The 20224-nt window shown below is 67.3% G+C and carries 16 protein-coding genes; 6 read left to right on the top strand and 10 right to left on the bottom strand.

Annotation, left to right across the window (positions count from 1 at the left end):
• The 4 genes from AC1RMY_RS24580 to tesB form a co-directional block, all read right to left on the bottom strand.
• On the bottom strand, positions 1–1391 hold a 1391-nt coding region (locus AC1RMY_RS24580), incomplete at its 3' end, for a DNA translocase FtsK 4TM domain-containing protein (RefSeq protein WP_492869080.1).
• Positions 1392–1615: 224 nt separating this feature from the next.
• A complete protein-coding gene (locus AC1RMY_RS24575; protein WP_492869078.1) occupies positions 1616–3082 on the bottom strand; it encodes an ammonium transporter in 1467 nt (488 codons plus the stop codon).
• A 30-nt stretch (positions 3083–3112) separates the two neighbouring features.
• The gene (locus tag AC1RMY_RS24570; protein WP_054141588.1) at positions 3113–3451 is read right to left on the bottom strand and encodes a P-II family nitrogen regulator; all 339 of its coding nucleotides are present in this window, start codon (positions 3449–3451) and stop codon (positions 3113–3115) included.
• Between the two features lie 239 nt (positions 3452–3690).
• Positions 3691–4554, bottom strand: coding sequence for an acyl-CoA thioesterase II (gene tesB / locus AC1RMY_RS24565; RefSeq protein ID WP_492869076.1), 864 nt, complete (start codon positions 4552–4554; stop codon positions 3691–3693).
• Positions 4555–4734: 180 nt separating this feature from the next.
• Here tesB and AC1RMY_RS24560 point away from each other — a divergent pair, with 180 nt between their 5' ends.
• Positions 4735–5982 (top strand): ubiquinone biosynthesis hydroxylase, encoded by a 1248-nt coding sequence (locus AC1RMY_RS24560; protein ID WP_492869074.1) that lies wholly within the window; start codon positions 4735–4737, stop codon positions 5980–5982.
• A 65-nt stretch (positions 5983–6047) separates the two neighbouring features.
• Here AC1RMY_RS24560 and AC1RMY_RS24555 read toward each other — a convergent pair whose 3' ends face one another.
• Both AC1RMY_RS24555 and AC1RMY_RS24550 read right to left on the bottom strand, forming a co-directional pair.
• The gene (locus AC1RMY_RS24555) at positions 6048–6248 is read right to left on the bottom strand and encodes a Trm112 family protein (RefSeq protein WP_492869072.1); all 201 of its coding nucleotides are present in this window, start codon (positions 6246–6248) and stop codon (positions 6048–6050) included.
• Positions 6249–6274: 26 nt separating this feature from the next.
• A complete protein-coding gene (locus AC1RMY_RS24550) occupies positions 6275–11122 on the bottom strand; it encodes an NAD-glutamate dehydrogenase (RefSeq protein ID WP_492869070.1) in 4848 nt (1615 codons plus the stop codon).
• Between the two features lie 173 nt (positions 11123–11295).
• Here AC1RMY_RS24550 and AC1RMY_RS24545 point away from each other — a divergent pair, with 173 nt between their 5' ends.
• Together AC1RMY_RS24545 and AC1RMY_RS24540 are read left to right on the top strand one after the other, a co-directional pair.
• Positions 11296–11844 (top strand): peroxidase-related enzyme, encoded by a 549-nt coding sequence (locus AC1RMY_RS24545; RefSeq protein ID WP_492869085.1) that lies wholly within the window; start codon positions 11296–11298, stop codon positions 11842–11844.
• Between the two features lie 370 nt (positions 11845–12214).
• Positions 12215–12583 (top strand): DUF2794 domain-containing protein, encoded by a 369-nt coding sequence (locus AC1RMY_RS24540; RefSeq protein WP_492869068.1) that lies wholly within the window; start codon positions 12215–12217, stop codon positions 12581–12583.
• 9 nt (positions 12584–12592) lie between these two features.
• Here AC1RMY_RS24540 and AC1RMY_RS24535 read toward each other — a convergent pair whose 3' ends face one another.
• The 4 genes from AC1RMY_RS24535 to AC1RMY_RS24520 all read right to left on the bottom strand — a co-directional run bounded on the left by AC1RMY_RS24535 (position 12593) and on the right by AC1RMY_RS24520 (position 17538).
• Positions 12593–13129, bottom strand: a complete 537-nt coding sequence (locus AC1RMY_RS24535) for a GNAT family N-acetyltransferase (protein WP_492869084.1) — start codon at positions 13127–13129, stop codon at positions 12593–12595.
• 92 nt (positions 13130–13221) lie between these two features.
• Positions 13222–13998 carry a Bax inhibitor-1/YccA family protein gene (locus AC1RMY_RS24530; RefSeq protein WP_492869066.1) on the bottom strand — a complete coding sequence of 259 codons (777 nt, stop codon included), beginning with the start codon at positions 13996–13998 and terminating at the stop codon, positions 13222–13224.
• A 220-nt stretch (positions 13999–14218) separates the two neighbouring features.
• Positions 14219–16804 (bottom strand): ABC transporter permease, encoded by a 2586-nt coding sequence (locus AC1RMY_RS24525; protein ID WP_492869065.1) that lies wholly within the window; start codon positions 16802–16804, stop codon positions 14219–14221.
• 2 nt (positions 16805–16806) lie between these two features.
• A complete protein-coding gene (locus AC1RMY_RS24520) occupies positions 16807–17538 on the bottom strand; it encodes an ABC transporter ATP-binding protein (protein WP_492869063.1) in 732 nt (243 codons plus the stop codon).
• Between the two features lie 171 nt (positions 17539–17709).
• Between AC1RMY_RS24520 and AC1RMY_RS24515 the strand changes: the two genes are divergently transcribed.
• The 3 genes from AC1RMY_RS24515 to thpR all read left to right on the top strand — a co-directional run bounded on the left by AC1RMY_RS24515 (position 17710) and on the right by thpR (position 20224).
• A complete protein-coding gene (locus AC1RMY_RS24515) occupies positions 17710–18312 on the top strand; it encodes an arylesterase (protein ID WP_492869061.1) in 603 nt (200 codons plus the stop codon).
• 83 nt (positions 18313–18395) lie between these two features.
• The gene (locus tag AC1RMY_RS24510) at positions 18396–19451 is read left to right on the top strand and encodes an aldo/keto reductase (protein ID WP_492869059.1); all 1056 of its coding nucleotides are present in this window, start codon (positions 18396–18398) and stop codon (positions 19449–19451) included.
• A 194-nt stretch (positions 19452–19645) separates the two neighbouring features.
• Entirely contained in the window at positions 19646–20224 is a 579-nt protein-coding gene (gene thpR / locus AC1RMY_RS24505) for an RNA 2',3'-cyclic phosphodiesterase (protein WP_492869057.1), read from the top strand.

The raw sequence follows: 20224 nt of genomic DNA, 5'->3' as shown, positions 1-20224 counted from the left end.
CGCTTGGCGTTGGGCAGCTCGATGCCGATCGCGTTCTTGCCCTGCACCACCGCCACGCGCGCCGAGATCGCGCTCATGGAGCGTGCGATGTCATCCGCCAGAGAGATCACCCGCGACGACTTCGTGCCCGGAGCAGGCTCCAGCTCGTAGAGCGTCACGACCGGGCCGGGCCGCACCTGGGTGATCTCGCCGCGCACGCCGAAATCCTCGAGCACGCCCTCGAGCAGCGTCGCGTTCTGCTCCAGCGCATCGGTCGAGATCGCGTTCGCCGGCAGCTTCTTGGGCTCGGCGAGATAGGTCAGCGGCGGGAGTTCGAATTCGTCGCGATCGAGCAGCGAGGGTTGCGCCTCGCGCTGCATCCGCTTGCCCGGTTTCGGCGCGGGCGGCGGCGCGGTCACGCGCGGCGCGTTCAGATCCCGCAGATCCTGCGGCTGGTCATCGTCCAGGTCGTAAGGCGGGTCGAAGTCGGGTTCGGGTGCCCGGCTACCGCGCGGAGAGGGCAACGGAGCGGGATCGAAGGCTGGCATCGTCGGACTCACGCTCGGCTCGCGCCGGGGTCCCCCCTGGAATTGCGGCTCGCGGCGGACGCGGCCGGCGGTCGGCGTCACGTCCTGCCGCTGCCCACCGGGATGGGCGCCTTGGGTCGCCGCCGCCGGCGGTTGTGGCAGGCGCCGCAGGATCATGCCGCGCAACGCCATCGCGCCATGGGCGAGCCAGCCGATCAGGATCACGGCGATGCCGGGTTCGTCATCGCGGCGGTCCTCGCTCTCCGACCAGGATTCGTCCGCCTCGTCGCCGTCGGCGATCGGGTCCTCGTCACTGACGAAGCCGAAGCCCGCGGCGGCAGTCACGGCCAGAATGGCGATGCCCGCATAGAGGAAGCCGACGAGACCGCCGAGCGCATTGCCCGCGATGCCGGCGAGGTTGCGGGTCCCGAACAGAAGCCCATCGCCAATGACGCCACCCATGCCGGTCGGCAGGGGCCAGCGCGGCGTCGCCGGAAGCGCGCTGCCGACGGCGGCCGTCGCTGCGATGCCGACGACCCAGAGCCCGAGCTTGAGGGCGCCGCGGTCGAAGAGATGGAACCGCACCAGCCTGAGCGACCAGATCACCGGCGGGAAGAGCAGGGCGATGACGCCGAGCCCGATCAACTGCATCAGCAGGTCGGCGATCATGGCTCCGGGCCGGCCGAGCCAGTTCCTGACCGCGCCGCTGGTGGCATTGTTGAGGCTGGGATCGTCGACGGACCAGGTGGCGAGTGACATCGCCACAGCTGCCATTACGGCCAGCAGCGCAAGCCCGGTCATCTCGCTGGCGCGGCGCGACAGGAACTCCCGCACCGGATCGGGCAGGCGGTCCATCAGCGAAGAGGAGCGTCGAATCGTGCGCATGCGGGGGTAAGCCGTCATCCCTGGACTGCGGGCCGCGTCGCATCGGCCATCGCGATCAGGTTAGGAAGGCGAGGTTAAGACCCGCTTAACCTTGGCGCCGCCGGCGGCATTCCGACGCGGTGCCGGCCGTCGCCGTGGCAGGGGACCATGGTGACCGTCCAAAACAAACTCCCCGGCGGTTGCCCGCCGGGGAGTGTTTCACATGTGACGCAGCAGCGCCCGAATCAGTCGTGATAGGCGCGTTCGCCATGCTCGGCGATGTCGAGGCCCTCGCGCTCGGCATCGGGAGCGACGCGCAGGCCGATGATGACGTCGACGATCTTGTAGAGGATCAGCGAGCCGACGCCGCTGAAGACCAGCGTGAACAGCACCGCCTTGAGCTGCGACATGAAGGCCGCGCCGAACTCGTAGGCACCGACGGCGAGTTCACCGGGCTTCGAGGTGTAGTCTGGGATGCCTGCGCCGCCGAGATCGACATTGACGAGGATGCCGGTGGCCAGCGCGCCGATGATGCCGCCGATGCAGTGGATGCCGAAGACGTCGAGCGAGTCGTCGTAACCCAGCGCGTTCTTCACCGTGGAGCAGAAGATGAAGCAGACGATGCCGGCGACGAGGCCGAGCACGATGCAGCCCATCGGACCGCCGAAGCCCGCGGCCGGGGTGACGGCGACCAGGCCGGCGACCGCGCCCGAGACCATGCCGAGCATCGAGGGCTTGCCCTTGACCGCCCATTCGACGAACAGCCAGGCGACAGCCGCCGCCGCCGTGGCGACGAAGGTGTTGACCATGGCCAGCGCGGCCGTGCCGTTGGCTTCCAGGTTCGAGCCGGCGTTGAAGCCGAACCAGCCGACCCAGAGCAGGGCGCCGCCGATCAGGGTCATCGTCAGCGAGTGCGGGGCCATCAGCTCCTTGCCGTAGCCGATGCGCTTGCCGAGCAGGATGCAGCCGACGAGGCCGGCGATGCCCGCGTTGATGTGCACGACGGTGCCGCCGGCGAAGTCGAGCGCGCCCCATTTGAAGAGCATGCCGGCATCGGCGTTGACCGCGTCGAGAGCCGTCTGGGCCGCCGCCTTGCCGTCAGCGCCGGCCTCGGCCAGCGCCTTGGCGGCGTTGCCGACGAGATCCGGGCCGCCCCAGTACCAGACCATATGGGCCATCGGGAAGTAGATGAAGGTCACCCACAGCACGGTGAAGAGCAGTAGGGCCGAGAACTTCATGCGCTCGGCGAAGGCGCCGACGATGAGCGCCGGCGTGATTGCGGCGAAGGTCATCTGGAAGGCCAGATAGACATATTCGGGAATGACGACGCCGTTCGAGAAGGTGGCGACGGTGGTGGTCGCGTCGACGCCGCGCAGGAAAGCCTTCGAGAAGCCGCCGACATAGTCGTTCAGGCCGCCGCCATTGGTGAAGGCGAGCGAATAGCCGTAGGTCACCCAGAGCAGCATGACGATGCTGGTGATCGCGAAGACCTGCGTCAGCACCGAGAGCATGTTCTTGCTGCGGACCAGACCGCCATAGAACAGGGCGAGGCCCGGGATGGTCATGAGCAGGACGAGGGTGGTCGAGCTCATCATGAAGGCGACGTCGCCCTTGTTGGGCACAGGCGCGGCGGGGGTCTGCGCGAGTGCGGAGCCGGCGGCGGCAAGCGCCAGCGCGACAAGTCCGACCCGGCTAACGGTCTTGAAATTCATCTGTGAAAACTCCTCAGGAAGATCACGTGCTCAGAGGGCGTCGCCGTCGGTCTCGCCGGTGCGGATGCGGACGGCTTTCTCGATCGACGAAACGAAAATCTTGCCGTCGCCAATCTGGCCGGTGCGGGCGGCTGCCGTGATCGCCTCGATCACCTTGCCGACGAGCTCGTCGGATACGGCGACCTCGATCTTGATCTTGGGCAGGAAGCTCACGGCGTATTCGGCACCGCGATAGATCTCCGTATGGCCTTTCTGGCGGCCATAGCCTTTCACCTCGGTCACGGTCAGGCCGTGCACGCCGATGGCGGTGAGCCCGTCGCGCACCTCCTCCAGCTTGAACGGCTTGATGATAGCCATCACGATCTTCATTGCAGGGTTTCCCCGTTTTCGCCGCCCGGAAGTCAGCCCCGGCGATCTCGTTGCGCCTCGCGCGCCTGTCATTCGCAGCGCGTCGGGCACACCCAATTCAAGGCGCGTGCCAACTGGGCCGGCGGGGTGCCGGGATCATGAACAGATTGGAAATGCACACCCGGATGTGATTCCGGCGCGAGCAGTCTGCTCAGAAGTTGAGCGTCTGATTAAACTGCGATCACTTGCCTAATCTATAATCAGTTCCGGTCGGAGCGAGGTCGGATCAATCCCTCCTGTGCGACAGAGGCGACGAGCTTCCCCTGCCGGTCGAAGACCAGTCCGCGCGAAAATCCACGCGCGCCGGAGGTCGACGGACTGTCCTGGGCATAGAGCAGCCATTCATCGGCGCGGAAGGGTCGGTGGAACCAGAGAGCGTGGTCGAGGCTCGCGCCCTGGATCTTCTCGTCGAACACCGTCGTACCATGGGCGATCAGGCTCGAATCGAGCAGCATCAGGTCGGAGGCATAGGCGAGGACGGCTTGATGCAGGGCCGGCTCGTCCGGCAAGATCTCCATGGCGCGGATCCAGACATTGAATTTCGGCTCCATCTTGCCGCCGCCGAAATAGCGCTCGAGCTCGACGGGCCTGATCTCGATCGGCCGCTCGCGCTGGTAATAGGCCTTGATCGGCGCCGGCATGTCCGGCGCGCCGCTCAGCATTTCGGCGCGCCCGGGCAGATCCTCCGGCATCGGCACCTTGGGCATCGGCATCTGATGGTCGTAGCCGGGCTCGTCCACCTGGAAGGAGGCGGACATGGCGAAGATCGCCTCGCCCTTCTGGATCGCCAGCACGCGCCGCGTGGTGAAGGAGCGCCCGTCGCGCAGGCGGTCGACCTCGTAGATGATCGGGATCGTCGGGTCGCCGGCCAGCAGGAAATAGGCATGGAGCGAGTGTGGCTGGCGTCCTTCGACCGTCTTGCAGGCGGCGTAGAGCGATTGCGCGATAACCTGCCCGCCGAAGACGCGCGGCCAGGTCGATTTCGGGCTGCGACCGCGGAACAGGTTGCGCTCGAGCGGCTCAAGGTCGAGGATCGACATCAGGGAAGCGCTGATCTGGGACATGGTCACGAGGCTCTGGGTTCTTGCTTAGACGCATTTTCTTCACGCGAGCCGGTATCGACTTCGCTCGAAAATGCTCCAGCAGGCGGATTGACGGTTCGGCCGGACGTGCCGCATCAGCACCGACGCCTCGCGAACCGTCAAGCCGGCGGGAGAGCCGGCAATGCGCAGGAGGAAAACAACATGGCCGCCTCGACCAACAGCCGCGATGCGATCGTCATCGCCGGGGGCGGCATCGCAGGGCTTTCGCTCGCGCTCGCGCTGAAGCAGGCGCTCGGCCCGGGTTACGCGATCGTCATCGCCGATCCGGCTCTGGCGAAGATGTCGCGCCCCGACAACCGAGCCTATGCGATCGCGGCGGCGGCCCAGGCGATGCTGGGCGCACTCGGCATCTGGGACGACATCGCCGCCACTGCCCAGCCGATGACCGAGATGATCGTTTCCGACAGTCGCAGTGGCGACGTGGTGCGCCCGGTGTTCCTGACCTTCGACGGAGAGGTCGAGCCGGGACAGCCCTTCGCCTATATGGTCAACAGCTCAGCCCTGACGACCGCGCTGACCGATGCGTGCCGAGCGGCGGGCGTGATCCTGCGGGCCGAGGGCGTCGCCAGCTTCGACAGCAGCGAAGCGGGCATCACGGTTAGGCTGTCTGGCGGCGAAGAGCTGCCCGCGCGGCTGCTGGTCGCGGCCGATGGCGCCCGCTCGAAGCTGCGCGAGCAGGCCGGTATCGGCTGGGTGGGCTGGGATTACGGGCAATCGGGACTCGTCGCGACGATCGGCCATGAGAGGCCGCATGGCGGCCGCGCGGTCGAGCATTTCCTGCCGTCGGGGCCCTTCGCGATCCTGCCGCTGACCGATGGCGGTTGGCTGGGACATCGCTCCTCGATCGTCTGGACCGAGCGGGCCGAGAACCTGCCGGCGCTGCTCTCGCTCGACGATGAGGACATGCTGGCCGAGATCGAGCGCCGTTTCGGGCTAGAACTGGGCGAGATCACGCTGGAAAGCCCGGTCTCCGCGCATCCGCTCGGCTTCGGCGTGGCGCGGCGCTTCGTGGGCGAGCGCCTCGCGCTTCTGGGCGATGCCGCGCATCTGATCCACCCGATCGCCGGCCAGGGCCTCAATCTCGGCCTCAAGGACGTCGCGGCGCTGGCCGAGGCGATTGTCGATGGGGCCCGGCTCGGACTCGATCCCGGCACGGCCGATGTGCTCGAGGGTTATGAGCGGGCGCGGCGCTTCGACACGGTGGCGATGGGCGCGGTCACCGACGGGCTCAACCGGCTGTTCTCGAACGACGCGACGCCGCTCAGGCTGGCGCGCGATCTCGGCCTGGGCGTGGTCGATCGGCTGCCGGCGCTGAAGCGCTTCTTCATCCGCGAGGCAGCAGGCGTCGCAGGCGAACCGCCGCGATTGATGCGGGGCGAAGCGCTGTGAACTGCTTCGCATTGCACGGGGTCACGGCGTGTTTCCCGTGAAACATTAGAGCGATCGAGCGGTTCTCAATCCTCCAGCGGCCGTGCCTCTTCCGGCAGCATGATCGGGATGCCGTCGCGGATCGGATAGGCGAGCTTTGCAGCCCGGCTGATCAGCTCCTGACGGGCAGCATCGTATTCCAGCGTCGTCTTGGTCAGCGGGCAGACCAGGATTTCGAGCAGCTTGGGGTCGATGCGGGTGGCGGCTTGGTTCTGGGCGTCGGTCATCGCTTGTTTTCCGTGGGTGCGCCGGGTCAGGCGCTTTTGCGTGGCAGATCGGCGAGCATGCCGGCGGCCACCATCAGTTTCGGTAGGGACAGGCCCGAGGCGGCAATCGCCTGGACCGTGCTGCGCGTCCGGTCGGCGTCGTCCTTGCGCTGGTCCTGCCAGGATTCGAGCGTGCCCTTGCCGCCTGCGCCCGATGCGATCTCACGGGTCAGCCCGGCATGGGCGTCGGTCAGGGTCTCGATGGCGCGTTCGCGGGCGAGGCGCTCGTAATCGTCGGTGGCCGGAACGGCGGCTGCCGAAGCCGCGAGCGCCGACAGGCCAAAGATCGAATCGACCCCGAAATGAATCGTCGCGACGTCGGCGATGTCGCGGCTCGTCTGGCCGGCGATGTCGACGATATCCGTCGCCTGGGCCAGCGACGGCAAGCTGGCGATGCGGGCCGCGAGCACGTCGGGAACGCCTTCGGACACGAGCACGGCGATGCGGGCCTGCCGCGCCTGGGCCGCAGCCTCCGGCAGCAGGCTGTGGAGATCGGCGGCCAGCGCCGTGACGCCAGCAGCATAATGGGTGACCGTCGGCTCGATCGCGCCCGGCTTGGCCACGCCCCGGCGCAGGAACCAGCCCATCCTGTCGGTGACGAGTTCCTGCACGGCGGCATAGAGCCCGAGCTGGGTCTTGCCGGGCAGCTTGGTATCGAGCGCATCGATCGCGCCGTTGAGCGAAATCAGATCGAAGGAATCGCACGCGATCGCGTAGGCGGCGGCGATGGCAGGTGCCTGTGCGTGGGTCAGCGCCGAAAGCACGGGCACCAGCGCCGGGCCGCCACGATTGACGATCGCGTTGGCCAATTGCGTGGCGACGATCTCGCGGCGCAGCTTGTGGCCCGCGATCTCCGGCGCATAGCGCTCGCGCAGCGCCTGCGGGAAATAGCGAACCAGCTCGCCGTTCAGATAGAGGTCGTCCGGAACGTCGGATTCCAGCAGGGCGTCATGCAGGGACAACTTGGCATAGGCCAGCAGCACCGCCAGCTCGGGCCGGGTCAGCCCCTCGCCGCGCTTCTCGCGCTCGGCCAGAACCGCATCGCTGGGCAGGTACTCGACCGTGCGGTCGAGCCGGCCCTGCGCTTCGAGCGTCTGCATCAGGTAGCGCAGGCCCGGCGTCGCCGCGACGCCCCGCGCTTCGGTCAGCGAGAGGGCCAGCGTTTGCAGATAGTTGTTGCGCAGGACGAGCAGGCCGACCTCGTCGGTCATCTCCGCGAGCAGGGCGTTGCGGGCGTCCTCAGCGAGGCGCCCATTCTTAACGGGCCCGGCGAGCGCGATCTTGATGTTGACCTCGACGTCGGAGGTGTTGACGCCGGCGGAGTTGTCGATCGCGTCGGTGTTGAGCCTGACGCCTTTGCGCGCGGCCTCGATGCGGCCGCGCTGTGTGGCGCCCAGATTGGCGCCTTCGCCGATGACGCGGGCGCGGACGTCGCCGCCGCTGATCCGGATCGCGTCATTGGCGCGGTCGCCGACCTGCGCGTCGCTCTCGTCGGTGGCGCGGATATAGGTGCCGATGCCGCCGAACCAGAGCAGATCGACACGGGCCTTGAGGATCGCCGTCATCAACTCGGGCGGCGAGACCTCGGCTTTCGGCAAATCGAGCAGCTCCTGCAGCGCGGGCGAGAGCGGGATGCTCTTGGCCTGGCGCGAGAACACGCCACCACCGGCCGAGATCAGCGACTTGTCGTAGTCCTGCCAGGACGAGCGCGGCAGATCGAACAGGCGCTGGCGCTCGGCCAGCGATTTCGCCGCATCCGGGTCGGGATCGAGGAAGATGTCGCGGTGGTCGAAGGCCGCGACCAGCTTGATCGCCGGTGAGAGCAGCATGCCGTTGCCGAAGACGTCGCCCGACATGTCGCCGACGCCAGCGACGCTGAAGGGCGTCGTCTGGATATCGATGTCGATCTCGCGGAAATGGCGCTTCACCGCCTCCCAGGCGCCGCGCGCCGTGATGCCCATCTTCTTGTGGTCGTAGCCCTGCGACCCGCCGGAGGCGAAGGCGTCGCCGAGCCAGTGATGCTTTTCCAACGAGAGCGCGTTTGCCGTATCGGAGAAGGTCGCGGTGCCCTTGTCGGCGGCGACGACGAGATAGGGGTCGTCGCCGTCATGGCGCACGGTGTCGGGCGGGGGGATCACCGTCTCGCCGTCGAGATTGTCGGTGAGTTCGAGCAGGGTTCGGACGAAGATGCGGTAGCTCTCCGTGCCCTCAGTCAGCCAGGCCTGGCGATCGGAAGCCGGCGGCAGCTGCTTGGGCACGAAGCCGCCCTTGGCGCCGACGGGCACGATGACGGCGTTCTTGACCTGCTGCGCCTTGACGAGGCCCAGCACCTCGGTGCGGAAATCCTGCGGCCGGTCGGACCAGCGCAGGCCACCGCGGGCGACCTTGCCGTAGCGCAGATGAATACCCTCGACGCGCGGCGAATAGACGAAGATCTCGTAGAGCGGGCGCGGCAGCGGCAGCGAATCGACCTTCGCGCATTCGTACTTGATCGAGATCGTGCCGCGCGGCTGCCCGTCCGGGCCGATCTGGAAGAAGTTGGTGCGCAGGCCTGCGTCGATCAGGTTGACGAGGCGGCGCAGGATGCGGTCCTCGTCGAGGCTGGTGACGGCGTCGAGCGCGGTCTCGATGGCCTTGCGTTCGGCGTCGGATCTCGCAGTGCGCTGCGCCTCGCTCAGGCGTGGATCGAACTTGGCCGTGAAATAGGCGACCAGGCCGGAGGCAATCCCGGCATGGCGCGTCAGCGCGTCGGCGATGTAGTCCTGCGCATAGGGCGCGCCGACCTGGCGCAGATAGCGCCCGAGGGCGCGTAGCAACGCGGCCTCGCGCCAGGCGAGGCCGGCAGCGAGGACGAGCTGGTCGAAGCGGTCTGATTCCGCCAGGCCGCGGAACTGCGCCATCAGCGCGGCTTCGATGGTGGGGTCGAGGCTGATGACGTCGATCTCGCCGTCATCGGCGCGCTCGAGGGTCATGTCGTGCAGCCAGACGCGCACGCCGTCGCCGCCGTCGCCGGCCACCGGCTGCGGGGTGATGTTGTAGGTGCGCTCGTTGACGACGCGGAAGCCCATATTCTCCAGCACGGGTACGCGGGCCGAGAGCGAGATCGCGGCGCCGCGCGAGAACACCTTGAGGTTGGCTCGCGTCGCCGGGTCGCCCTCGCGCCGGTAGAGATTGACCGCGCGTGCGCGCTCGGCCGTCAGCTTCTGCAGGATGTCGATGTCGTCGAGCGTCTCGGCAGGCGAGAAACGGTCGCGATAGGCGGCGCCGAAAGCCTCGGCATAGCGCTCGGCCAGCGCCCTCGCGGCAGGGCCGGCGCGCTCCTGGTCGAGCACCTCCTTCAGCCCGTCGCTCCAGGTCCGCACGATCGCGGCGATGCCGGCTTCGAGCGTGGCGCGGTCGACCTTCGGGGTTTTGCCCTCGTCGCGGCCGATGATGTAGTGCGTGCGCGAGAGCGGCCCTTCCGGATAGGCCGGATAGGCCGCCGAAATGCGCCCCTGATAGATGCCGGCGAGGAACTCGCCGACGCGGCGACGGACCCGCGTGTCGTAGCGGTCCTTCGGGATGAAGACGAGAATCGAGACGAAGCGGTCGAACTCGTCGAGACGGGCGAGCGCGCGGATGCGAGGCCGCTCGGTGAGCTGGAGGATGGCGAGCGCAAAGCTTTCGAGCGTGGCGGCATCGATCTGGAACAGCTCGTCGCGCGGATAGGCGTCGAGCACGTTGATCAATGCCCGGCCGGAATAGCTCGCCGGGTCGAAGCCGATGTTCCTGGCGACGCGGGCGACCTTGAGCCGCAGATAGGGAATGGCGAGCGCGCTGCCGGTATAGGCGTTCGAGGTCAGCAGTCCCAGGATGCGCAATTCGCCGTCGAGCCGGCCATCGGGGGTGAACAGCTTGACGCCGACATAGTCGAGATGGACGCGGCGATGCACCCGGCTCTTGACGTTGGCCTTGGCGATGATCAGCGCCTGCGGCTTGGCCAGGAAGGCGCGGATCTCCGGCGTCACAGTGACCATCTCGCCATTCTTGCGCAGGACCTTGACGCCGGGGTCGCGCAGGATGCCGAGGCCGGAGCCTTCGATCGGGTCGGCGGCGGCGTCGCCGCCAGGAAAGCGATAGGCCCGGATGCCGAGCAGGGTGAAATTGTCGCCGGCGATCCATTCGAGGAACTGCAGGGCTTCGTTGACCTCGTCCTCCGGCAGCGGCGGCGGATTGGCGCGATAGGCCTGGATCACCTCGGTGATGCGGCCGCGCATCGCCGCCCAATCTTCGACCGCGAGCCCGACATCGGCATAGACGCGATCCAGCCCGGCACGGAGGCGATCACGGGCCTCGGGCGAATCGATCCGCTCCAGATGGATCTGGATCAGGCTCTCGCGGCGGGTGCCTTCCGGCGCGCGGCCGGCGGCCTCTCCGGCCAGCGAGACGAAGGCTCCGTCAGCAGCACGTGCGACGGCGAGGATCGGATGCGCGACGAGACGGGGCTCGTAGCCCTGCTCGGCTAGCTCCGCGAGCGTCGAATCGAGCAGGAACGGTTTGTTGTCGTTGATGACTTCGAGAATCGTGAGCTGATGGTCACGCCCCTGCGCATTGAAGCTGTCGTCGCGGAAGCGCAGGTTGATCGTCTCGGCGCGGCGCGGCGCGGCGAGATGCTCATAGGCGGCCGCAGCGGTCCGGGCGAGGAGATCCGCCGGCAGGGCTTCAAGGTCCTCGGCGACAGCGCGACCATAGAGCAGCCGCGGGAATTCCGGCGGCATCGAGCCGGGCAGGCCGGCAGCGGCAGCCTCGATCGCGGATACGGCCGCAGCCGCCGCATTGCTCACGCGCTTCCCCATAGTCCCACCCCTGTTATTTTGCCGCAGCGATGCCATAGGCTGTGCAGCCTTTCAATCTCGGCGCGACGCAGGGCGACGACCCGGACGACACGACAGGACCTAGCATGGCGAGCAAACATGACAAACCGAAGCCCGGCGAGCAGCCATTGCGGCAGGACATTCACGCTTCGGCCATGGCGCTCGACCTCAAGCCCGGCACGCTCGGCGCCGAGAACCAGGCCTATTTCGACAAATGCCTGGAGAAGCTCGGCTTCGTGCCGAACGTGCTGGTTGCCTATGCCCATGACGATGCCAAGCTCTCGGCCTTCGCCGCCTTCTACAATGACCTGATGCTGGCACCGTCCGGCCTGTCCAAGCTCGAGCGTGAGATGATCGCGGTCGCGGTCTCCAGCGTGAACCGCTGCTATTATTGCCTGACGGCCCATGGCGCGGCGGTGCGCCAGCTCTCGGAAGATCCGGTGCTGGGGGAGTTGATGGCGATGAATTATCGCGCGGCAGATCTGTCGCCGCGGCACCGGGCCATGCTCGATTTCGCGGTCAAGCTGACGGAGACGCCGCATCTGATCGGGGAGGCCGACCGGGCCGGCTTGCGGGCCGTCGGATTCGGCGAGCGCGACGTCTGGGACGTTGCCGCGGTCGCGGCCTTCTTCAACATGTCGAACCGGATGGCGTCGGCCGTCGATATGCGTCCGAATGCCGAGTATCACCGGCAGGCGCGCTGAGGCGGGCGAGCCCCGAGAAAGAAAAACGGCCGGCGCAAAACGCCAGCCGCTGAGTTGGCCTCGACTTGACTGGCCCGGCCCCACCAGATCTCCGGGGGGCTGGGGGGCTGACAAACCGAAGACCGGCGAAGCCGGGCCGTCGAGGCAACAATGCCATTCGAAACCCGCAACAGGGCGGGCGCTTGGCCTGATCGGGGCAAAATTGCGGCGATGCTGACGAAGCCGTGATTCCGGTTACGCGTGGGGCATCCCTTGAGCGCGCGGGCCGAACTGCGCCGATCCGGATCGCTTGCCAGCACAGCATCCTGGGCGCATCATCGGCCGCCTAGCAATCAGGACGGGGCTTCGCGGCCGTCGATCGGGAGGCGCAATGAGCGATAGCGATACGCCGCAATCGCATTCGACGGCCGGGGTGATTCCATTCCCGGCCGTATCCAGGCCGGCCGCGGTCACCTTCGACCGGCGGGAGCTTTCCGAACTGCTCAACCTTTATGGCCGGATGGTCGCCGCCGGTGAATGGCGCGACTACGCCATCGATTTCCGCAAGGATCACGCCCAGTTTTCGGTCTATCGGCGCTCCTCCGAGGTGCCGCTCTACCGAATCGTCAAGGATCCGGCGCTGGCCAAACGCCAGGGGGCCTATTCGGTGGTCGCCGCGACCGGCCTCGTGCTGAAACGCGGCAGTGAGCTCTCGCGGGTGCTGCGCGTGCTCGACAACAAGCTGAGCGTGGTCGGATAGGTCTATCCGCTAGGGTGCCGGCGGCGTCCGGTCGCCCTCACCCAATGCCTTCTGCATCAGCATTTGGTCGAGCCAGCGGCCATGCTTGAAGCCGACCTTCTCGGCGACGCCGATCAGGCGGAAGCCGGCGCGCTCATGCAGGCGGCGCGAGCCGACCGAGGCGCCGGTGCCGTCGCCGATCACGGCGATCATCTGGCGGAAGCCGCGGGTGGTGCACTCCGCCATCAAGGCGGTGAGCAAGGCGCTGCCGACCCCCGATCCTTGCGCCTCCGGTGCGATGTAGATCGAGTTCTCGACGGTCGTGCGATAGGCCGGGCGGGGGCGATAGGCGCCGGCATAGGCATAGCCGAGCAGTCGGCCGTCGCGCTCAGCCGCGAGATAGGGGTAGCCACCGGCCAGAACCGCCTGCTGGCGCCGCAGCAGCTCAGCTTCGTCGGGAGGCTCGATCTCCCAGGACGCGGTGCCGTTGAGCACGGCGTGCCCGTAGATCCGGGCGATAGCGGGAATGTCGGCAGGGGTGACCGGGCGGATCGAAAGCGGGGAGATCATGTATCGATCATGAGCCGCCGGCCCGCCAAAAGAAAAGCCCCGGCCGTGGGGCCGGGGCTCGATCCATCCGCATGACGGAGGCAATCAGGTCATTCGCTGCGGTTGCCGAAGAGCGAGAGCAGCATCTGGAACATGTTGATGAAGTTCAGGTAGAGCGACAGGGCGCCGTTCACCGAGAGCTTGGCAGCCGATTCCGCGTCCAGGTCGGAGTAGAGATACATCTCCTTCAGGCGCTGCGTATCCCAGGCGGTCAGGCCGGCGAAGACCAGGACGCCGATCGCCGAGATGGCGAAGGATAGCGCGCTCGAATGCATGAACAGGTTGACCACCGATGCGATCACGAGGCCGATCAAGCCCATGATCAGGAACGAACCCATGCCCGAGAGCGACTTCTTCGTGGTGTAGCCGGCGAGGCTGAGCGCCCCGAAGGCTGCGGCCGTGATGAAGAACACCTTGGTGATCGACTCGCCGGTGAAGACCACGAAGATCGACGACATCGACACGCCCATCACCGCCGCGAAGGCGAAGAACATGGCGCGCGCGGTCGAGGAGCTCATGCTCTCGGCCTTGAACGAGAAGAACAAGATGAAGGCCAGCGGGGCCAGCATCACGACCCATTTCAGCGGGCTGAGATAGATCGCCTGGCCAAAGGCCGTCAGCGCGGTGACCTTGCCGGTTGGCGAGACGCCGGCGATCGCCAGCATAGAGATGCCGATGGCGGCGAGACCGGTGATGGCCAGGCCGATCGACATGTTGTTGTAGACGCCGAGCATGAACGAGCGCAGGCCCTGATCCATCTCGACGGCGCTGGTCTGCTGTGCGCGGCCGGCACCCCAGACTGGAGCATTGCGGTCGAAGTTGCTCATGGAGCGAGTTTCCCCTGACAGTGATTCCGAAGACGGCATCGCCCTTGGCGATGGCCTGTCGTCGCGCACAATCGTGGCGATGCCCGGAATATGAGGGGCTTTGCCGGTTCTTACAAGGGGCCCGCATGGTTAAGGCGCCAGCGTTTATAGAAACGCGACGCCCAGACCATGCAAATTTACCTGCGTTTAATGTCTATCGTGAGTCGTTCATAGATAGTCATCATAAATTCCGCAGGTGAGAAGCCGGTGCTTTCGACAGTATTTTTACCGTCCCGGCGAGACCGAACAGGACGGTAACACCAATCGCGGCAGTCGCAGCCAGTAACGCGCCCGTGGGGTCACTGACGAATTCGATCTTCATCACTTGAGTCACGACGCCCCAACCCGCCAGAGCCCCCGCGACAACGCCGAACAGCGCCGAGACGAGGCCGATCGCCGCGTATTCAAGGGCGTACGACGAAAGTATGAAGCGACGCGTCGCGCCGAGCGTCTTCAGGATCATCGCGTCATAGAGCCGCGCACGCTGTCCGGCTGCGAGCGCCCCGCCCAGAACGAGCAGGCTGGCGGCGATGGCGAGGCCGGAAGCGCCCCGGATCGCGGTGGCGAGCTGGCTGACGATGGTGTTGATTGCCTCGAGCGCATCCTTGACCCGAACGGCCGTCACCGAGGGCAACTCGACGGCGAGCCGGCGCAGCAGGGCGGCGTCCGTGCTGCCTGCGCCATCGGGCCCCGGCGTGATCGTCGCGAGATTGGTATGCGGCGCGCCGGCGAAGGTGTTGGGCGAGAACAGCATCACGAAATTGATGCCGAGCGAGCGCCACTCGACCGCGCGAAAACTGGCGACGCGGGCGGTGATGTTGCGGCCGAGCACGTTCACCGTGAGCCTGTCGCCGATCTTGAGGCCGATGCCGGCGGCGTTCTGGGCGTCGAACGAGACGAGCGGCTCGCCGCGATAATCGGCCGGCCACCATTCGCCTTCGGCCAGCTTCGAGCCCTCGGGCATCTCCTGCGAATAGGTGATGCCGCGATCGCCATCGAGCACCCAGGCGGATTGCTCGGAGGCCTTGATGTCCTCCGCGCGGACGCCGTTCACCGAGACGATGCGGCCGCGCATCATCGGCACGCGGGCGAGCGTCGCACCGGGGCGCTCCTGATGCAGGACCGCATCGAAGCGGGCGGCCTCGGCATTCGGTATGTCGAGGAAGAAGAAGCTCGGCGCCTTCTGCGGCAGGGACTGGGTGAGCTGGCGGGTCAGGCTGGTGTCGATGAAGGCGAGCGCCGAGAGCAGGGCGACGCCGAGCCCCAGCGAAAGCACCAGCGAGGGGGTGAGCGCGCCAGGGCGATAGCTGTTGGCGAGCGCCATGCGCAGCGACGGATTCTTCGGCCGTGGCGTCCGGCGGGCGAGCGCCATCAACATCGTGGAGACGGCGCGCAGCAACAGGAAGATGCCGGTCATCACGCCGATATAGATCAGCGCGATGCGCCGATCGTATGCGAAGGCGAGCGCGACGCCGACGAGGCCGGCTAGCGCCAGAAGGCATATCGCGAGATAGATGGCGCGCGGCCGGCGCGCATCGGGCTCGATCTGGTCGCGGAACAGCGCCGAGACCGGCACGTCATGGGCGCGGCCAAGCGGCAGGATCGCAAAGACCAGCGCCGTCAGCAGCCCGTAGAGAGCGGCGACGCCCAGCTCCCCCGGCGCCAGCGTCGGCTCGAACGGCACCGGAAGAACCGATTGGAGCGCGGCGCCCAGGGCGAAGGGGGCGGCGGCGCCAAGCCCGAGGCCGATGGCGGTGCCGAGCACTGCGACCAGCATGACTTCGGTGAGATGGATCGCGACGACGCGGCCGCCGGTCGCGCCGACCGCCTTCATCGTGGCGAAGTCGAGCTTCTTGGCCTCGACGAAACGGCGCACCGCATTGGCCACGCCGACGCCGCCGACGAGCAGCGCGGTCAGGCCGACCAGGGTCAGGAACTGGGTGAAGCGTTCGAGATTGCGCTGGAAGCCCGGATTGGCGTTGGCGCGGGAGCGGATCTCCCAGCCGGCATCGCGCTGCTGCGTCCCGGCATCGGCGATGAGCGCCTCCAGCGCGGCATCGCTGGCTGCCTGCGGCGGCAGCGCGACGCGATAGGTCCAGCGCACCAGGCTGCCGGGCTGGAGCAAGCCGGTGGCGCGAAGAGCGTCCTGCGAGATCAGCAGGCGCGGACCGAAGCCGACGCCGGCGGCGATCTTGTCGGGTTCGGAGACGAGATTGGCGCGCAACTCTACCCGCGCCGCGCCGACCTTGACGACGTCGCCGGGCTTCAGATCGAGCCGGCCGAGGAGTACGGGGTCGGCGACCGCACCGAAGACGCCATCCTTCGCGGCGAGCAGGTCGGAAACAGGAGCTTTCGGCTCGGTGACAAGTTCGCCGATGCCGGGATAGCCGCCGTCGACCGCCTTGATCTCGACCAGGGCCGCGCCTTTTTCGCCGGCATTCGCCATGCCGCGCATCGTCGCGATGGTGGAAACCGTGCCCTTGCCCGCCAGGAAAGCGAATTCCTGCGGCGTCGCCTCGCGATGGATGAGGCTGAAGGCGGCGTCGCCGCCGAGAATGCGGCGGCCCTCGCGCGACAGGCCCTCGGTCAGGCCGCGTGAGGCGGAGGCGACGGCCGCGATCGTCATGACGCCGAGCGCGAGGCAGGCGATGAAGACGCCGAAGCCACGCAAGCCGCCGCGCAAATCACGCCAGGCGAGGCGAAGGGCGAGCCGGAAGCCGGATGTGCCGGAGGGTGCCGCCGGAACGGGCTTGACGGTTCCGTGCATGCTCAGGCCACCGCCGCATCGGCGCCGGCCGGGGCTTGCGTCTCGATCCGGCCGGCGCGCAGGCGCACAGTACGGTCGCAGAGCGCCGCCAGCGACAGGTCGTGGGTGACGAGCACCAGCGTGGCACCGCGCTCGCGGCGGAGCGCGAAGATCAGGTCGACGATGGAGCGTCCGGTGCTCTCGTCGAGATTGCCGGTCGGCTCGTCGGCGACGAGGATCGCAGGATTCGGCGCGACGGCGCGGGCGATGGCGACGCGCTGCTGCTCGCCGCCGGACAATTGGGCGGGGTAGTGGTCCATGCGATGGCCCAGGCCGACATTGCGGAGTTCCGCTTCGGCGCGGGCGAAGGCGTCGCCGGCTCCGGCCAGTTCCAGCGGCAGGGCGACATTCTCGCGCGCCGTCATGGTCGGGACCAGATGGAAGGATTGGAAGACGATGCCGATATGGCGGCCGCGGAAGACGGCGAGCCCGTCCTCGTCGAGCGCGCCGAGATCCTGGCCCGCGACCTTCACGCTGCCGGCATCGGGGCGCTCCAGCCCGGCCATGGTCATCAGCAAGGTCGACTTGCCCGAGCCGGACGGGCCGACCAGGCCGGTCGCCTGGCCAGCGGCGAGTGACAAAGAAACGCTCTTGAGGATATGGACGCGGGCGGCGGCACGCCCCAAACTAAGGTCGACATCCCGCAATTCGATCGCCGGCTGCTCGGTCGGTGGGACGCCCATATCGCTCATCATCCAATGATCCTGACTTCGATATCCATCAGCGTCCCTGCTCGCACCGAAACGCGGCCCGAGCGGGGCAAAACGCCGTCGCGCCCCATAAGCAGCCGATATGGGCGTGCCCGGGCGCTTGTCCAATCTCTCTGCGCCGCATTGTTGTGTTTCCTACTGTTTCCGGTTGCGAGCATGTCCCAGACTTCGGCCCAGACATCGACGCCGGCGCGCACCCTGAAAATCGTCGCGCTCGGCGACAGCCTGACCGCCGGCTACAACCTGCCGGGCAGCGCCGCGTTTCCGCCGGTTCTCGAGCAAGCGCTGCGCCAGAAGGGCATCGCTGTCGAAATCGTGAATGCCGGCGTCTCCGGCGACACGGTCCAGGGCGGGCTCGAGCGCCTCGACTGGTCGGTGGCCGATAGCACCGATGGCGTGATCCTGGAACTTGGTGCAAACGACGCGCTGCGCGGGCTCGATCCGGCGATGACCCGCAAGGGGCTGGAGACGATCATCACGCGGCTGAAGGCGCGCGGCATTCCGGTCCTGCTTGCCGGCATGTACGCGCCGCGCAATCTCGGCGCGGATTATGCAACGCTTTTCGACGGCATCTACCCCGAGCTTGCGAAGAGCCACGGGCTGGTGCTTTACCCGTTCTTCCTGGAGGGCATCGCGGGCGACCGCACGCTCAACCAGCCCGATCTGCTCCATCCCACGGCCGAAGGCGTCCGCGTCATCGTCCGCAACATCCTCCCCACGGTCGAGCGCTTCCTCGCGACGTTGCCGGCCAAACCCTGACGGGCCTGCCGGCCCGCCAGCCCCTCCTCTGCCCATCTGCTGACCGTGCGCCTTTCGCCGGCCGCTTCCGGAGTTGCTTTGCCATGGAATATCGTCGTCTCGGCCGCACCGATCTTAAGGTCTCGGTGATCTGCCTGGGAACCATGACCTGGGGCGAGCAGAACAGCGAAGCCGAGGGCCATGAGCAGATGGACTATGCCCTCGACCAGGGCGTGAACTTCTTCGACACGGCCGAACTCTACGCGATCCCGCCCAAGGCGGAGACGCAAGGCTCTACCGAGCGGATCATCGGGAGCTGGTTCAAGGCGCGCGGCAACCGCGACAAGGTCATCCTCGCCTCGAAGGTCTGCGGGCGCGGCGGCAACACCTGGTTCCGCGACGACAAGAGCCCGACGCGCGTCACCGCCAAGCAGATCCGGGAGGCGGTCGATAAGAGCCTGAAGCGGCTGCAGACCGACTATATCGACCTCTACCAGATTCATTTCCCCGAGCGGCCGATGCCCTGGGGCTCGAACCCGACGCGGTTTTCCAAGGCCGCCTTCGAGCGCCCGGACGACGAAACGCCCATCGCCGAGCAGCTCGACGCCTTCGCCGAGATCGTGAAGGAGGGCAAGATCCGCCATCTCGGGCTCTCGAACGAGAGCGCCTGGGGTACGATGAGCTTCCTGCAGGATTCGGCGGCGCGCGGGACGCCGCGTGTCCAGTCGATCCAGAACGCCTATAACCTGCTCAACCGGACCTTCGAGACGGCGCTGGCCGAGATCGCGATCCGCGAGGATGTCGGCCTGCTCGCCTATTCGCCGCTGGGGCAGGGCTTCCTGACCGGCAAATATCTCGACGGGGCAAGGCCCGCGGGCGCCCGCACGACGCTGTTCGATCGCGGCCAGCGCTACCAGACCGACGGCGCCGAGGATGCGATCAAGCGCTACATCGCCCTCGCTCGCGAGGTCGGGCTCGACCCGGCACAGATGGCGCTGGCCTTCGTCAATTCGCGCGCCTTCGTCACCGCCAACATCATCGGCGCGACGACGATGGCGCAGCTCAAGACCGACATCGCCTCGATCGGCGTGACGTTGTCGCCGGAGGTGGAAGCCAAGATCGACGCGATCCACCAGCTCGTCGGCAATCCCTGCCCGTAAAGCTGCGCTGACCGTCACGGTCGGGCTCGTCCCGACCATCCGCGTCTTCGCCGGCTGAGCGTCGCGTTCAAGACGTGGATGCTCGCCACAAAGGGCGAGCATGACGGGCGGTGTTATCGATCCCTGTTGAAGAAGGCGGCAGGTGCCCGGCTTTTCGTCTCGCCAGAGTCACAAAAAGCTGGCACTGATTCGTCATGCCGAGGCTGTTCACAGCTCTGGAGATTCCCGCCGAGGTCGCCTCGGCCCTGACGCTGCATCGCGGCGGGCTGGCCGGGGCGCGCTGGATCGATCCGGCCGACTATCACATCACCCTGCGTTTCCTCGGCGATGTCGACCGGCGCACGGCGAATGATCTGGACGAGTTCCTGGCGGATATCCGCAGCTATCCCTTCGAGGTGACGCTGGATGCGCTCGGCAGCTTCGGTGGTGACAAGCCTCGCGCCGTGTTCGCGCGGGTGCAGCCGACGCCGCGGCTGACGGAGCTTCAAACCGATCTCGAACGGCTGATGCGCCGGCTCGGGCTGCCACCGGAAGGGCGCAAATTTGTGCCGCATGTGACGCTTGCACGCTTGCGCGATACCTCGCCGGTCGATGTCGCGCATTATCTCAGCCTGCATCCGATCGTCCGCCCGATCAGCTTCACCGCCCGTCGGCTCGCCCTGATGTCGTCCCGCGATTCGGTCGGCGGCGGTCCCTATGTGCTGGAAGCGGCCTATCCGCTCGGGCCGTCCTACCCGAACCGGCCGCTGCGGGGCGAATTCCAGCGGAGGTGA

The sequence above is a fragment of the Allobosea sp. GW822-FHT03F07 genome (assembly GCF_058801345.1).
Note: the sequence above shows the minus strand (reverse complement) of the source record. Positions and strands in the feature narration are given on the sequence as shown.

What these genes read in the sequence shown, in the direction of transcription:
- AC1RMY_RS24555 (WP_492869072.1), bottom strand. Translation starts at nt 6,248, where the DNA reads ATGACCGACGCCCAGAACCAAGCCGCCACCCGCATCGACCCCAAGCTG.
- AC1RMY_RS24540 (WP_492869068.1), top strand. Translation starts at nt 12,215, where the DNA reads ATGAGCGATAGCGATACGCCGCAATCGCATTCGACGGCCGGGGTGATT.
- AC1RMY_RS24530 (WP_492869066.1), bottom strand. Translation starts at nt 13,998, where the DNA reads ATGAGCAACTTCGACCGCAATGCTCCAGTCTGGGGTGCCGGCCGCGCA.
- AC1RMY_RS24570 (WP_054141588.1), bottom strand. Translation starts at nt 3,451, where the DNA reads ATGAAGATCGTGATGGCTATCATCAAGCCGTTCAAGCTGGAGGAGGTG.
- AC1RMY_RS24575 (WP_492869078.1), bottom strand. Translation starts at nt 3,082, where the DNA reads ATGAATTTCAAGACCGTTAGCCGGGTCGGACTTGTCGCGCTGGCGCTT.
- tesB (WP_492869076.1), bottom strand. Translation starts at nt 4,554, where the DNA reads ATGTCCCAGATCAGCGCTTCCCTGATGTCGATCCTCGACCTTGAGCCG.
- AC1RMY_RS24510 (WP_492869059.1), top strand. Translation starts at nt 18,396, where the DNA reads ATGGAATATCGTCGTCTCGGCCGCACCGATCTTAAGGTCTCGGTGATC.
- AC1RMY_RS24545 (WP_492869085.1), top strand. Translation starts at nt 11,296, where the DNA reads ATGGCGCTCGACCTCAAGCCCGGCACGCTCGGCGCCGAGAACCAGGCC.
- AC1RMY_RS24525 (WP_492869065.1), bottom strand. Translation starts at nt 16,804, where the DNA reads ATGCACGGAACCGTCAAGCCCGTTCCGGCGGCACCCTCCGGCACATCC.
- AC1RMY_RS24560 (WP_492869074.1), top strand. Translation starts at nt 4,735, where the DNA reads ATGGCCGCCTCGACCAACAGCCGCGATGCGATCGTCATCGCCGGGGGC.
- thpR (WP_492869057.1), top strand. Translation starts at nt 19,646, where the DNA reads ATGCCGAGGCTGTTCACAGCTCTGGAGATTCCCGCCGAGGTCGCCTCG.
- AC1RMY_RS24520 (WP_492869063.1), bottom strand. Translation starts at nt 17,538, where the DNA reads ATGATGAGCGATATGGGCGTCCCACCGACCGAGCAGCCGGCGATCGAA.
- AC1RMY_RS24550 (WP_492869070.1), bottom strand. Translation starts at nt 11,122, where the DNA reads ATGGGGAAGCGCGTGAGCAATGCGGCGGCTGCGGCCGTATCCGCGATC.
- AC1RMY_RS24515 (WP_492869061.1), top strand. Translation starts at nt 17,710, where the DNA reads ATGTCCCAGACTTCGGCCCAGACATCGACGCCGGCGCGCACCCTGAAA.